This is a genomic window from Streptomyces sp. NPDC005955, assembly GCF_042871255.1.
In the GTDB taxonomy this organism is placed as follows: Bacteria; Actinomycetota; Actinomycetes; order Streptomycetales; family Streptomycetaceae; genus Streptomyces.
In genome coordinates, this window is sequence record NZ_JBIAIF010000002.1 from 149,582 (window position 1) to 163,087 (window position 13,506).

The window sequence follows — 13,506 nt, forward strand, 5'->3', positions numbered from 1 at the left end:
CCGGGGGCGCCCGTCACCGGCGCGTCCCTCCTCCATCGTCCACCGGCCGGGCGGGTGCCGTCCACGGGGCGCCCGCCCGGGACCGGGAGCGGGGCCGCGCCGGCCGGGCGCCCCCTCATGGCGTGCCGCGCAGCAGGGAGGTCCCGAGTCCGGTGACGGTGTGCAGCACGCTGGGCCCGACCCGGACCGTCGAGATCAGTCCGGCCTGTCGCAGGATGGTGGCGTGGTGGCTGGCCGACGCCGGTGAGATCCCGGTGCGCTGCGCCAGTTCGCCGGTGGTGCAGCCGGTGCCGACGGCGGCCAGGACGGCGGAGCGGGTGCGCCCCAGGAGCCGGTCCACCGCGCGCCGCCCGCCGGCCGTGCTGCCGTCCGGGTCGGGGGCGGCGCGCACGGGCGCGGCACGGGCGGGGTGCACGAGGACCGGGGGCAGGGCGGGGTCGACGAGGGTCACCGGGCGTCTGCCGCAGAAGTACGAGGGGACGAGGATCAGACCGCGTCCGTCGAGGTGCAGGTCACGGGGGACGGGGTAGTCGGCGGTGAGCACCGGCGGTTCCCAGTGCAGGACCGGTCTCAGTCCGGCGAGCAGGCGTTCCGTCCCGCCGTCGAGGAGGTCCCGGCCGCAGCGGGCGCGGTCGGCTTCGACGGCGGCCCGTACGGCGTCCCACTGCGGTGCGACGGCGGCCTCGTGGTAGGTGCGCAGGGCGCGGCCGAGTTGGTGCAGGGCGTCGCGGTCGCCGTCGCCGAGGGGCCCGAGGTGGTGCGGCGGTGCGGTGAGCCGGCCGATGTCGCGGGTGAGCAGCTGGCGGGGGGTCGCGAGGACCTGTTGGAGGCCGTCGCGCAGGTCGTCGCCGGGCCGGCCGGCGAGGTGGGTCGGGGTGAGGAAGTCGGGGAAGTTGCCCCGCCGGGGTATGAGGGAGCCGAGCAGCGAGAACGCGGCGCGCCCCCGGTCCGGGTCGACCAACAGGCCGCGGCGGGCGGCGCCGCGCCAGGCGTCGAGTTCGGTGGGGGCCCAGCGGTCCCGCAGCCGGTGCACGCTGAGCACGGTCTCCCACAGCGGGTGCGGGCGTTCGGCGACCCGCACCCGCGCGAGGTCGTCGCACGTGAAGTGGATTCGCAGCACCCTTACCCCGTCCAGGGAACCCAGCGTTTCGGTCTGTGTCGAAAAGCCTCGCGGTACCGGTCCACGGGCCCTCAGCATGGTGCCAGCCCCGCGGGCCGGGGGAAACGGGGCGTGCCCCGTGAGCGGCGCGGACGGGTGGCGCGGTAGGAGTCCCGGGGGATGGGACTCCTGCTGCGCGTGCCGTCGCGGTCGCCGGCCGGGCTCTTCACCGCAGCGCCGGGAGGGGCGGCACCCCCGCACAGGGTGCCGCCCCGTGGTGCGCCCGGGGCCGCCGCCGGTCGGTGAGGGTGAGCGGCGGCGGCCCCGGGGGTCTCGGGACCCGGTCAGGGGTCAGCGGTGGTCGCTGCCGGGGGACTCGTCGGCGGCGCGGGCGGCCTCCAGTCGGGCGACGGGGATGCGGAACGGCGAGCAGGACACGTAGTCGAGGCCCACCTCGTGGAAGAAGTGGACGGACTCCGGGTCGCCGCCGTGTTCGCCGCAGACTCCGAGCTTGAGGTCGGGGCGGGCCGCCCGGCCGGCGCGCACGGCGTCCCGGACGAGGGCGCCGACGCCGTCCTTGTCGATGGTCTCGAACGGGGAGACCCCGAAGATGCCCTTCTCCAGGTACGCGGTGAAGAAGCTGGCCTCCACGTCGTCGCGGGAGAAGCCCCACACGGTCTGGGTGAGGTCGTTGGTGCCGAAGGAGAAGAATTCGGCGGCCTCGGCGATCTGGCCGGCGGTGAGCGCGGCCCGGGGCAGTTCGATCATGGTGCCGAGGGAGAGTTTGAGGTCCACGTTGCGGGCCCGTTCCACCTCGGCGATGACCTGTTCGGCCTCGTCGCGGACGATCTCCAGCTCCTGGACGGTGCCCACCAGCGGGATCATGATCTCGGCGCGGGGGTCGCCGCCGGCCTCCCGGCGTTCGGCGGCGGCCTCGGCGATGGCCCGCACCTGCATGGCGAACAGGCCGGGGATGACCAGGCCGAGCCGGACGCCGCGCAGGCCGAGCATCGGGTTCTGCTCGTGCAGCCGGTGGACGGCCTGGAGCAGCCTGAGGTCGTTCTCGTTGGCGTCCTGGCGGGACTCGGCGAGCGCGACCCGTACGGAGAGTTCGGTGATGTCGGGCAGGAACTCGTGCAGCGGCGGGTCGAGGAGGCGGACGGTGACCGGCAGGCCGTCCATGGCCTCGAAGAGTTCCACGAAGTCCCGCTTCTGGAGGGGCAGCAGCAGGGTCAGGGCCTCCTCGCGCTCCTGGTCGGTGTCGGCGAGGATCAGCCGCTCGACGTGGAGGCGGCGCTCGCCGAGGAACATGTGCTCGGTGCGGCACAGGCCGATGCCCTGGGCGCCGAAGCGGCGGGCGCGCAGGGCGTCCTCGGCGTTGTCGGCGTTGGCGCGCACCCGCAGCCGGCGCACCCGGTCGGCGTAGGCCATCATCCGGTGGACGGCGACGACGAGTTCGTCGGCGTCGTCGGCGCCGGCGTGCATCCGGCCCTCGAAGTACTCGACGACGGGCGAGGGCACGACGGGCACCTCACCGAGGTAGACCTTGCCGGTGGAGCCGTCGATGGAGACGAGGTCGCCCTCCTCCACCACGATCTGGCCGGGGGCGGTCATGCGTCGCCGCTTGGTGTCGACCTCCAGTTCCTCGGCGCCGCACACACAGGTCTTGCCCATGCCGCGGGCGACCACGGCGGCGTGCGAGGTCTTGCCGCCGCGGGAGGTCAGGATGCCCTCGGCGGCGATCATGCCGTCGAGGTCGTCGGGGTTGGTCTCGCGGCGGATCAGGATGACCTTCTCGCCGGACCGGGACCACTTGATGGCGGTGTACGAGTCGAAGACGGCCTTGCCGACGGCGGCGCCGGGGGAGGCGGCGATGCCGCGGGCGATCCGTTCGGTCTTGGCCTCCTCGTCGAACTTGGGGAACATCAGCTGGGCGAGCTGGGCGCCGGTGACCCGTTGCAGGGCCTCGGCCTCGTCGATGAGTCCCTGGTCGACGAGTTGGGTGGCGATCCGGAAGGCGGCGCCCGCGGTGCGCTTGCCGACCCGGGTCTGGAGCATCCACAGCCGGCCGCGTTCGATGGTGAACTCGATGTCGCAGAGGTCCTTGTAGTGGTTCTCCAGCGTCTCCATGATCTGCATCAGCTGGTCGTAGGAGTTCTTGTCGAGCTGTTCGAGGTCGGCGAGCGGCACGGTGTTGCGGATGCCGGCGACGACGTCCTCGCCCTGCGCGTTCTGGAGGTAGTCCCCGTAGACGCCCTGCTGGCCGCTGGCGGGGTCGCGGGTGAAGGCGACGCCGGTGCCGGAGTCGGGGCCGAGGTTGCCGAAGACCATGGAGCAGATGTTGACGGCGGTGCCGAGGTCGTGCGGGATGCGTTCCTGGCGGCGGTAGAGCTTGGCGCGGTCGCCGTTCCAGGAGGCGAAGACGGCCTTGACGGCGAGGTCCATCTGTTCGCGCGGGTCCTGCGGGAACTCGCGGCCGGCCTCGGTCCGCACGGTCTTCTTGAAGCGTTTGACGAGCTTCTTGAGGTCGGCGGCGTCGAGGTCGGTGTCGACCTGGACGCCCTTGGCGGCCTTGGCCTCCTCCAGCGCCTCCTCGAAGAGTTCGCCGTCGACGCCGAGGACGGTCTTGCCGAACATCTGGATCAGCCGCCGGTAGGAGTCCCAGGCGAACCGTTCGTCGCCGGACTGCTGGACGAGTCCGGTGACGGACGCGTCGGAGAGGCCGATGTTGAGGACGGTGTCCATCATCCCGGGCATGGAGAACTTGGCGCCGGAGCGCACGGAGACCAGCAGCGGGTCGTCGGGCTGGCCGAGGCGCTTGCCCATCCGCTCTTCGAGGGCGGTCAGATGAGCGGAGACCTCGTCACGCAGTGCCGTGGGTTCCTCGCCGCTGTCCAGGTAGACCTTGCAGGCGTCGGTCGTGATGGTGAACCCGGGGGGAACCGGCAGGCCCAGGTTGGTCATCTCGGCGAGGTTCGCACCCTTCCCGCCGAGCAGGTCCTTGAGGTCCTTGTTTCCCTCAGTGAAGTCGTAAACGAACTTCGTGGCCTGAGGATCTCTGTTTTCCGACACGGGTCTTGACTCCCCAAGGACTCGGTGGCTGCCCTGACGGCGAGGAACATACCCAGATCAAAGGCTTCTGGGTACGTCCACCTGCCTGTCATACGGCTGCAACCACTCGTCCGCCAGCAGATCGAAAGTGTCAGAAGAGTGAGGGGAATCCGGCCAGAGCGTTCACCTCTTGAAGTCAGCTAAACCTTCACATGACACGATCCGCTCACATGAGCGCGATGACCCACACTTGATTTCGGACACTGAAAGGGAAAGGGGTGACACTCAGTGCCACCCCTTTCGGAAGTGCATTCGCTCATCTGAGCGTCCACCCACTCAAGGGTGGCGAGAATCACGCCGCCGTTCACCCGTACGTCCCACGATCCGGACGGTGTCCGGAGCGCTCCGACCGGGGCGGCGAACGGTTACGTGGGGAGCGCGCTCAGCGTCACGGGGAGGCCGTCCCGGGGCACCGGCAGGGTGCTGAAGTCCAGCTCCCACTCGTAGTCCTCGGGCACCGACCAGGAACGGGACCGCAGCAGGCAGTGCATGACCGCCTTGGCCTGGAAGCCGGAGAAGTGACGGCCCATGCACGTGTGGATGCCGCCCCCGAAGGGGAACCAGGCGTACGGGTGGGTGATCTCGGTCTGCCGCTCGGGGGTGAAGCGCTCCGGGTCGAAGCGCTCCGGCTCGGGCCAGTGCTCCGGCATGTGGTGGTTGGTGTGGATGGTGAGGCTCACCAGGGACCCGGCCGGGATGTGGTACCCGAGGACCTCGGTGTCCCGCACCGCCACCCGCGGCAGCAGCGGCACCGGTGCGCACAGCCGCAGCGACTCCCGCATCACCAGGTCCATCGAGCGCAGCGAGTCCAGTGCGGCGGTGCCGGCCGGACCCGGGCCCAGCGCCAGGGACTCGGCCCGGCAGCGCTCCTGCCACTCGGGGTGGCGCGCCAGGTGGTACGCCATGGACATCAGGGTGATGGTCGAGGTGTCGTGCGCGGCCATCAGCATGAAGATCATGTGATTGGCGATCTCCGTATCGCTGAACCGCTCGCCCTCGTCGGACACGGCGGTGCACAGCGCCGCGAACAGGTCGTCGCCGCCGCGCGCCCGCTTCTCGGGGATGTGCTTGACGAAGAAGTCCATCAGCTGGCGGCGCGCCTTCAACCCCCGGCTCCACCGCAGCCCGGGCACCGGGATGCGGACCACGGCGAGCCCGGCGCGCACCGCTTCGGTGAAGGCCCGGTCCACCCGCCGGATCTCGCTGCTGCCGAGCGACAGCCCCACGAAGGCGTCGATGGCCATGTCGAGGGCGAGCCGCCGGAACAGCGGCAGCAGGGTGTGCTTGCCGGGCTGCCAGGAGGCCACGCCCTGCTCCGCGTTGTCGTGGACGCGGGCGAGGTAGGCCACCATCCGGTCGCGGGTGAACGCCTGCTGCATCAGCCGGCGGTGGGCCAGGTGCTCGTCGAAGTCGAGCAGCATCAGGCCCCGGTCGAAGAACGGCCCGATGAAGAAGTCCCAGGCGGGGCCGGACGCGAACGCCTTGTCCTGGTTGGTCAGGACGACCTCGGCGGCCTCGGGGCCCTGCACGGTCACCAGGGGGCGGCCCAGGAAGTTCCCCCAGGACACCGGGCCGTACCGCTCCAGCCGCTCCCGGTGGAGCCGTACCGGATCGCGCATCATGTGGAGCGCGTACCCCACGTACGGCGGTCCCGGGTCGCCCTGCACCCCAGAAAGGCCGGTGCCCTCCGGCACGGGGGCGAGTAGTCGCGGTGCACTACGAGTCATCGGAAGTCCTTCCGTTCCACACGGCGGGCCCCCCGGTCCTGCCCAAGCGCCAAAGCTCCACTGAACCCAACCTCCGCACCCCCCTGGGGGTCACGCCCGCAATCAGGTCCACCGGACAGGTGAACGCCCGGGACGGCCCCCGGGGCGGCCCGCTTTGCCGAAGCGGCAACAGGACTCGCGACGCCGCCGCGTCTGCTGCATGGTCGAGACCCGGGGCCGATACCCCGATACCCCGATACCCCGATACCCGGAAGCCGGGCCCGGGTCGTCGGCCCGCGCGCCCGGCCGGTGACCCACGGACCCGGCACCCCGCGGATCGATCGAAAGGCCGGAGGACGCATGTCGCAGCCCGCCCAGGTCACGGACCTCACCCACCGTCTGGTGCCCTCCCCCGCCGGCCGGACCCATCTGGTGGAACAGGGCGAAGGCCCCCTGGTGCTGCTGGTGCACGGGTTCCCGGAGTCCTGGTACTCCTGGCGCCACCAGCTGCCGGTGCTGGCCGCGGCCGGCCACCGCACGGTCGCCGTGGACGTCCGCGGATACGGGCGTTCGTCCCGGCCCGCGGACCCGGCGGCGTACGGGATGCTCGACCTGGTCGAGGACCAGGTGGCCGTGGTGCGGGCGCTCGGCGCGCGGACCGCGGTGATCGTCGGGCACGACTGGGGTGCGACCATCGCCGCGCACGCCGCTCTCCTCAGGCCGGACGTCTTCCGCGCGGTCGGTCTGCTCAGCGTCCCCTACGCCCCGCCCGGGGGTCCGCGGCCCGGCGAGGTCTTCGCCGGGATGGGCGGGGACGAGGAGTTGTACGTCTCCTACTTCCAGGAGCCCGGCCGGGTCGAAGCGGAGATCGAACCCGACGTCCGCGGCTGGCTCGCCGGCTTCTACGCCGCGTTCTCCGCCGGGACCATGCCCGCGCCCGACGCCCCGGACCCGCACTTCGTCGGCCGCGGCGGCACCCTGCGCGAACGGTTCCCCGTCGACCGGCTGCCCGGATGGCTCGGCGCGGACGACCTGGACGTCTACGCCGGGGAGTTCGAGCGGACCGGGCTGGTCGGCGCACTCAACCGGTACCGGAACATGGACCGGGACTGGGCGGACCTCGCCGAGTACCGCGGCCGGCCCGTCACCCAACCCTCGCTGTTCCTCGGCGGGTCACTGGACGCGTCCACGACCTGGCTGACCGAGGCGATCCGGGCGTACCCCACCACCCTGCCCGGTCTGCTCTCCTCGCACATCCTGGACGGCTGCGGCCACTGGATCCAGCAGGAGCGCCCCGCCGAGGTCAACGAGATCCTGACCGACTGGCTGGCCGCCCTGCCCACCTGAGCCCGCGCCGGAGCAGCACCGCGGCTCACACCCCCAGGGCGAGGAGCCGTTCCTCCACCCGGCCCGGTGCGTACAGCTCCTCCACCACCAGGGCGCCCGCGCCCACCAGACCGGCCCGCTGACCGAGCCGCGCGGTCACCACCTCCAGCCGGGCGGTGGCCCGCGGCAGCGCCCGCTGGTACAGCAACTCCCGCACCCCGGTCAGGAACGGCGTGCCCGCGAGGTCCCCGGCGATCATCAGGACGCCCGGGTTCAGCAGGGTGACCACCGTCGCCAGCACCTCCCCCACCGCCCGCCCGGCCTGTCGGGTCAGCCGCACCGCCTCCGGATGCCCGGCGGCGAGCAGCGCGCGCACGTCGGAACCGGACTCGGCCGCCACCCCGGCCCGGGCCAGTCGCTGCGCCACGGCCCGGCCGCTGGCGACCGCCGCGAGGCAGCCGTACGAGCCGCACCGGCACAGGGTGTCCGCGCCCTGCGGCACCCGGACGTGCCCGATGTCCCCCGCGCCGCCGTCGATCCCCCGGTACACCGCCCCGTCGACGATCACCCCGGCGCCTATCCCGGTGGAGACCTTGACCAGCACGAACGCCCCGCAGTCCGGGAAGCCCGCCCGCTGCTCCCCGTAGGCCATGAGGTTGGCGTCGTTGTCGACCAGTACCGGCACGGTGCCCGCCACGGGGCAGCTGGTCCGCCCGGCGAGCGCCCGCCGCAGCCGGCCCCGGATGTCGTACCCGTCCCAGCCGGGCATGATCGGCGGCTGGACGACCCGGCCCGTCGCGGTGTCGACGGGACCCGGTACGGCGAGCCCGATCCCGCACGCGCCCTCGGCCCCGCAGCCGGCCTCGTCCAGCAACCCGGCGAACCAGCCGCCGAGTTCGTCCAGCACCCGGCCCGGTCCTTCCGCCACGCTCAGCGGGCCGACGCGCTCGGCGAGCGGGGTGCCGTCCAGGGTCAGGACGGCGGCCCGGGCGCGTCGGGTGCCGAGGTCGGCGGCGAGGACCACGGCGTGCGAGGTGTCGAACTCCAACCGTACGGACGGCCGCCCGCCGAGCGGCGAGTCCACCGGTCCGGCCGCGCCCTCCCGCAGCCAGCCGGCCCGGAACAACCGGTCGAGCCGCTGCCCCACGGTGGCCCGGGACAACCCGGTGACCTGCTGGAGCGCACCACGGGTGGTCGCCCGTCCACTGCGCACCAACTGGAGCAGGTCCCCGGCACTCGACTGCCGTCCGCCCATGACTGACTCCCCCTTGCTTCGCCCGAACCCACGTTACATATTGAGTTGTGCGTGTTAAATAGGCGTAACTCGGCAACGCTTGCCCCACAACTGACGAGCCGCCACCCGACCGCCGACCGAGCGCCGCGCCCGTGACCGGCGGCCCGGCCGGGGCCCCGACCGGCTCGTGACCGTCCCCTGGGACCGGGAGACCATCGTGTACCGCACGACCCAGCTCACCCCGCCACCCCTCCTCCCCGCGCCCGGCGCCCTCCCGGACGCCGGGGTCGCACGCCGTGCCGCACAGGTGCTGCACCGCAACTGGACGGGCGCGTCAACCGTGCCGTCCCGCGCCCTGTACCCCCATCAGTGGTCCTGGGACTCCGCGTTCATCGCGATCGGGTTGCGCCACGTGGCACCCCGGCGGGCCCAGTGGGAGGTGGAGACGCTGCTGCGCGCCCAGTGGTCCGACGGGCGCGTCCCGCACATCGTGTTCAACCCGGCGGTACCGCCCGGCGCCTACTTCCCGGGCCCCGGGTTCTGGCGCTCGTCCACCGCGGGCCGCGCGGCGGGGGCGCCACGCACCGTGGAGACCTCCGGGCTGGTGCAACCCCCGGTGCACGCCCTGGCCGTCTGGCTCACCCACTGCGCGGACCCGGAGCTGTCCCGCTCCCGCTCGTTCCTGGCCCGGGCGTACCCGAAGCTCGCCGCCTGGCACCGCTATCTGCTCGGCCGCCGGGACGCGGGCGGCGGCGGCCTCGCCGCGGTGGTGCACCCCTGGGAACAGGGCATGGACAACAGCCCCTGCTGGGACGTCCCGCTGTCCCGGGTGACCCCCGCGCCCGAGGGCTCGTTCCGTCGCGCGGACCTCGACCACGGGGCACCCGCCGACCGGCCCACCGACCTGGACTACGGGCGGTACGTACGGCTCGCCGCCGACTACCGGGACCGCCACTACGCCGACACCCGCCCGGTGTTCGACGCCTTCGCGGTGGAAGACCCTTCCTTCAACGCGCTGTTGATCGCCTCCGAGCACGCACTCGCCCGGATCGCGGCCGAGTTGGGCCTCGGCGGCAGCGCCCGCGACGAGCGCGCGGAACGCCTCACGGCCGCCCTCGTCGCACGGCTGTGGGACCCGGAGCGGGAGCAGTTCCTCTGCCGGGACCTGGGCACCGACACCCTGGTCCCGGAGCGCGGGGTGACGGGTCTGCTGCCGCTGCTGCTGCCCGCCCTGCCCGCCCCGGTGGTCGCCGGGCTGCTGCGCACCGCCCGCGGCCCCTGCTTCGGACTGGGCGGCGCGGCGCGGCTGGTGCCCAGCTACGACCTGACCGGTGCGGCCTTCGACCCGCACCGGTACTGGCGCGGGCCGGCGTGGTTCAACGTCAACTGGCTGCTGGAGCGCGGGTTGCGGGTGCACGGGGAGCACGCCGAGGCCCGCGCGCTGCGGGCGGCGCTGGTGACGACCGCGGACGCCTCCGGCTTCGCCGAGTACGTGGACCCGCGCACCGGCCGGGCGTGCGGGGCGCGCGGCTTCTCCTGGACGGCGGCCCTCGCCCTGGACCTCGTCCGGACCGGGACCGGACCCGACAGCACCCCCGAAGGCGCCGACGGCGGCGCGAGCGACGAGACGGATGACGACGGCGCCAAGGAGGAGGCCGACGATGAGTGACCGGCATCATGTGCTGGTGCACGGCAGCGCGTTCGCGGCCGTGGGGTCCGGCGGAGACATCACCGGGGTCCACGCGGGCAGCGCCCCGGACGGACTGTTCGTCCGGGACGCCCGCCATCTGAGCCGCTGGCAGCTCACCGTGGACGGGGCGGTGCTCACCGTGCTCGCCCCGGTGGGTTCCGGCGAGACCGCCCGCTGCGTGCTGGTGCCGCGCGGGGGCCGACAGGAACCGCCGTCCTGCACGGTGCTGCGCGAACAGGCCGTGGCGGAACACGGGTTCGTGGAGTCGGTGCGGGTGGTGAGCAACCGCCCGGTGCCGACGACGGTACGGCTCGCCCTCACCGTCGACGTGGACTTCACCGACCCGTTCGAGCTGCGCCGGGACCACCGCACGTATACGAAGACGGGCGCCGTGCGCACCCGGGAGGCCACCGAGGACGGCATCGTCTTCGGCTACCGGCGCGGGGACTGGGAGTCCCGTACGGAGGTCGCCTGCGATCCGGCGCCAGACGCCGTGGAGGAGACCGGCACCGGGGCCCGCCGACTGGTGTGGGAGCTGGAGTTGGCGCCACACGGCACGACGGAACTGCTGCTGCGGGTGACCGCCCGCCCGCACGGCGCCCCGGACACCGCCCGGGTGCCCGCCTCACCGGCCGGCGTCACGGCGGAACTGCGCACCCTGCGCGAGGAGTTGGCCGCCGGCTGCACCCTGGCGGTCGACCCGGACTGGCCGGAGCTGGCGGACGCCTGCGCCCAGGGCCTCGCCGATCTGGCGGTGCTCCGGGTACGGGCGGCCGGACCGGACGGCGAGGAACTGCGCGTACCGGCCGCGGGCGTGCCCTGGTTCTCGGCGATGCTCGGCCGGGACGCCCTGCTGACCTCGCTGTTCGCCCTGCCGTACCTGCCCGCGCTGGCGGCCGCGACGCTGCCCGTGCTCGCGGCGACCCAGGCGGCCCGCAGCTCCGCGGCCCCGGGGCCGGCCGGGGACGCGCACCGGTGCGTCGGCGAGCCGGGGAAGATCGTGCACGAGGTGCGGCACGGGGAGCTGGCGCACTTCGGGCAGGTCCCGTACGGGCGCTACTACGGTTCGGTGGACGCCACCCCGCTGTTCCTGGTGCTGCTCGGCGCGTACACGGAGAGCACCGGTGACCGGACGCTCGCCCGGCGCCTGGAACGGCACGCGCGGGCCGCCGTCGGCTGGATGTTCGACCGGGGCGGGCTGGCCGAACACGGCTACCTCGTCTACCGCGCGGACGAGGGCGGGCTCGCCAACCAGAACTGGAAGGACTCCCCCGGGGCGATCTGTCGCGCCGACGGCACCCGGGCGACGGGTCCGGTGCGGGCGGCGGGCGCCCAGGGGTACGCGTACGACGCCCTGCGCAGGGCCGCCCGGCTGGCCCGCACGGTCTGGGACGACCAGGACTTCGCGGCCCGGCTGACCCGGTCGGCGGACGATCTGCGCGACCGGTTCCAGCGGGACTTCTGGATGGCGGGCCACGCCTTCCCCGCGCTCGCCCTGGACGGGGACGGCGAGCCGTTGGACGCCCTCGCCTCGGACGCGGGGCACCTGCTGTGGTCGGGGCTGCTGGACAAGGACCACGGACAGGTGGTGGGGCGGCGGCTGCTCGCCCCCGACTTCTTCTCCGGCTGGGGCGTGCGGACGCTGGCCGCCGGGCAGCCCGCGTACCACCCGCTGTCGTACCACCGGGGTTCGGTCTGGCCGCACGACAACGCGGTCATCGCCCTGGGGCTGGCCCGCTACGGGCTGCACGACGAGGCCCGCACGGTGGCCCGCGGGGTGCTGGCGGCGGCGCGGGCGGGCGGCGACCGGCTGCCGGAGGTGCTGGCGGGCTACTCCCGCGACACCCATCCGGTGCCGGTCCCGTACCCGCACGCCTGCGTCCGGGAGTCCCGGTCGGCCGCGACCCCGCTGGCGCTGCTCACGGCCGTGCGGGGCGAGGGGTAACAGGTCGGGCGCGCAGCGGATCGCGGGCGCGCCCGCCCGTCCGTCAGCCGCCGGAGGTGTCGAGTTCCGCTTCCTCGCTGACGCCCGCGCAGTCGTACGGGTCCTTCAGCCAGCCGTCCGGGAGCACCACCCGGTTGTTGCCGGAGGTGCGGCCCCGGGGACCGTCGGCGCCGAGCGGCCACTCCTGGGTGAGGTCCAGTTCGGCGAGGCCCTCTTCCAACTCGGCGAGCGAGGAGGTGACGGCGAGCCGCTTGCGCATCTCCGAACCGACCGCGAAGCCCTTCAGGTACCAGGCGACGTGCTTGCGGAAGTCGATGACGCCGCGCGCCTCGTCGCCCAGCCACTCCCCGAGCAGGGTCGCGTGCCGGACCATCACCCGGGCCACCTCGGTGAGGGAGGGGGCCGCGGGGCCGCCCGTCCCCTCGAAGGCGGCGACGAGGTCCGCGAAGAGCCAGGGGCGGCCGAGGCAGCCGCGACCGACGACGACCCCGTCGCAGCCGGTCTCGCGGACCATCCGCAGGGCGTCCTCGGCGCACCAGATGTCGCCGTTGCCGAGGACGGGGACCTCCGGCACGTGCTCCTTGAGCCGGGCGATGGCCTCCCAGTCGGCGGTGCCGCCGTAGTGCTGGGCGGCCGTCCTGCCGTGCAGGGCGATCGCGGTGACGCCCTCCTCGACGGCGATGCGTCCGGCGTCGAGGTAGGTGAGGTGGTCGTCGTCGATGCCCTTGCGCATCTTCATCGTGACCGGCAAGTCCCCGGCCCCGGTCACCGCCTCGCGCAGGATCGCCCGCAGCAGGTGGCGCTTGTACGGGAGGGCGGAGCCGCCGCCCTTGCGGGTGACCTTGGGGACGGGGCAGCCGAAGTTCAGGTCGATGTGGTCGGCCAGGCCCTCGTCCGCGATCATCCGGACCGCCTTGCCGACCGTCGCCGGGTCCACCCCGTACAGCTGGAGGGAGCGCGGCGTCTCGCTGGCGTCGAACCGGATGAGCTGCATGGTCTTCTCGTTGCGCTCGACCAGCGCCCGAGTGGTGATCATCTCGCTGACGAACAGTCCCTTGCCGCCGCTGAACTCCCGGCACAGCGTCCTGAACGGCGCGTTGGTGATGCCCGCCATGGGGGCGAGGACCACCGGCGGCGTCACGGGGTACGGGCCGATGGCGAGACCCGGCGCGGCGACGGCGGGGGCGCCGGGCGCTGCGGCGGGGGTGCGGGCGGGCGCGGGCAAGGACGCGGAAGAGGTCATCGCGGGATCAGCCATCGAGGGGGACGGGGACACGGGCATCCCCCCATTGTCGCGCACCCGCACCCCTCCCGGGTAATTAGTTAGCCGCACTATCCACCCCGCCCGCCCGGTCGCCCCTCTCCCTCCCCCGGGCTTGACCTCAACCCCGGTTC

Annotated in this window: 8 protein-coding genes; 3 read left to right on the plus strand and 5 right to left on the minus strand. The window is 73.5% G+C overall.

All coding sequences use genetic code 11. From position 1 onward, the window contains the following. Positions 1-115: 115 nt before the first annotated feature. The 3 genes from ACFYOU_RS06045 to ACFYOU_RS06055 all read right to left on the minus strand — a co-directional run bounded on the left by ACFYOU_RS06045 (position 116) and on the right by ACFYOU_RS06055 (position 5,937). The gene (locus ACFYOU_RS06045; protein WP_391303870.1) at positions 116-1,120 is read right to left on the minus strand and encodes a helix-turn-helix domain-containing protein; all 1,005 of its coding nucleotides are present in this window, start codon (positions 1,118-1,120) and stop codon (positions 116-118) included. Between the two features lie 330 nt (positions 1,121-1,450). Continuing rightward, positions 1,451-4,171: a pyruvate, phosphate dikinase gene (ppdK, locus tag ACFYOU_RS06050; RefSeq protein WP_391303871.1), complete on the minus strand. Its 2,721-nt coding sequence runs from the start codon at positions 4,169-4,171 to the stop codon at positions 1,451-1,453. A gap of 404 nt (positions 4,172-4,575) precedes the next feature. Next, on the minus strand, positions 4,576-5,937 hold the full coding sequence (locus ACFYOU_RS06055) for a cytochrome P450 (RefSeq protein WP_387010423.1): 1,362 nt from the start codon (positions 5,935-5,937) through the stop codon (positions 4,576-4,578). Between the two features lie 339 nt (positions 5,938-6,276). On the opposite strand from ACFYOU_RS06055, the gene ACFYOU_RS06060 reads away from it, so the two are divergent. Next, positions 6,277-7,263: an alpha/beta fold hydrolase gene (locus ACFYOU_RS06060; protein ID WP_391303872.1), complete on the plus strand. Its 987-nt coding sequence runs from the start codon at positions 6,277-6,279 to the stop codon at positions 7,261-7,263. Between the two features lie 25 nt (positions 7,264-7,288). Here ACFYOU_RS06060 and ACFYOU_RS06065 read toward each other — a convergent pair whose 3' ends face one another. After that, positions 7,289-8,497, minus strand: a complete 1,209-nt coding sequence (locus ACFYOU_RS06065; protein ID WP_391303873.1) for an ROK family protein — start codon at positions 8,495-8,497, stop codon at positions 7,289-7,291. A gap of 196 nt (positions 8,498-8,693) precedes the next feature. Here ACFYOU_RS06065 and ACFYOU_RS06070 point away from each other — a divergent pair, with 196 nt between their 5' ends. Both ACFYOU_RS06070 and ACFYOU_RS06075 read left to right on the plus strand, forming a co-directional pair. Further along, positions 8,694-10,145 carry a hypothetical protein gene (locus ACFYOU_RS06070; protein WP_391303874.1) on the plus strand — a complete coding sequence of 484 codons (1,452 nt, stop codon included), beginning with the start codon at positions 8,694-8,696 and terminating at the stop codon, positions 10,143-10,145. Continuing rightward, on the plus strand, positions 10,138-12,111 hold the full coding sequence (locus ACFYOU_RS06075; protein ID WP_391303875.1) for a glycogen debranching N-terminal domain-containing protein: 1,974 nt from the start codon (positions 10,138-10,140) through the stop codon (positions 12,109-12,111). Before ACFYOU_RS06070 ends, ACFYOU_RS06075 begins: the two co-directional genes overlap by 8 nt. A gap of 43 nt (positions 12,112-12,154) precedes the next feature. On the opposite strand, the gene dusB is transcribed toward ACFYOU_RS06075, so the two are convergent. Beyond that, positions 12,155-13,354, minus strand: a complete 1,200-nt coding sequence (gene dusB / locus ACFYOU_RS06080; RefSeq protein ID WP_391303876.1) for a tRNA dihydrouridine synthase DusB — start codon at positions 13,352-13,354, stop codon at positions 12,155-12,157. Positions 13,355-13,506: the final 152 nt, after the last annotated feature.

Bases quoted from the DNA above. Each gene is read 5' to 3' on its own strand.
- ACFYOU_RS06075 (WP_391303875.1), top strand. From the start codon at position 10,138: ATGAGTGACCGGCATCATGTGCTGGTGCACGGCAGCGCGTTCGCGGCC.
- ACFYOU_RS06060 (WP_391303872.1), top strand. From the start codon at position 6,277: ATGTCGCAGCCCGCCCAGGTCACGGACCTCACCCACCGTCTGGTGCCC.
- ACFYOU_RS06055 (WP_387010423.1), bottom strand. From the start codon at position 5,937: ATGACTCGTAGTGCACCGCGACTACTCGCCCCCGTGCCGGAGGGCACC.
- ACFYOU_RS06065 (WP_391303873.1), bottom strand. From the start codon at position 8,497: ATGGGCGGACGGCAGTCGAGTGCCGGGGACCTGCTCCAGTTGGTGCGC.
- dusB (WP_391303876.1), bottom strand. From the start codon at position 13,354: ATGACCTCTTCCGCGTCCTTGCCCGCGCCCGCCCGCACCCCCGCCGCA.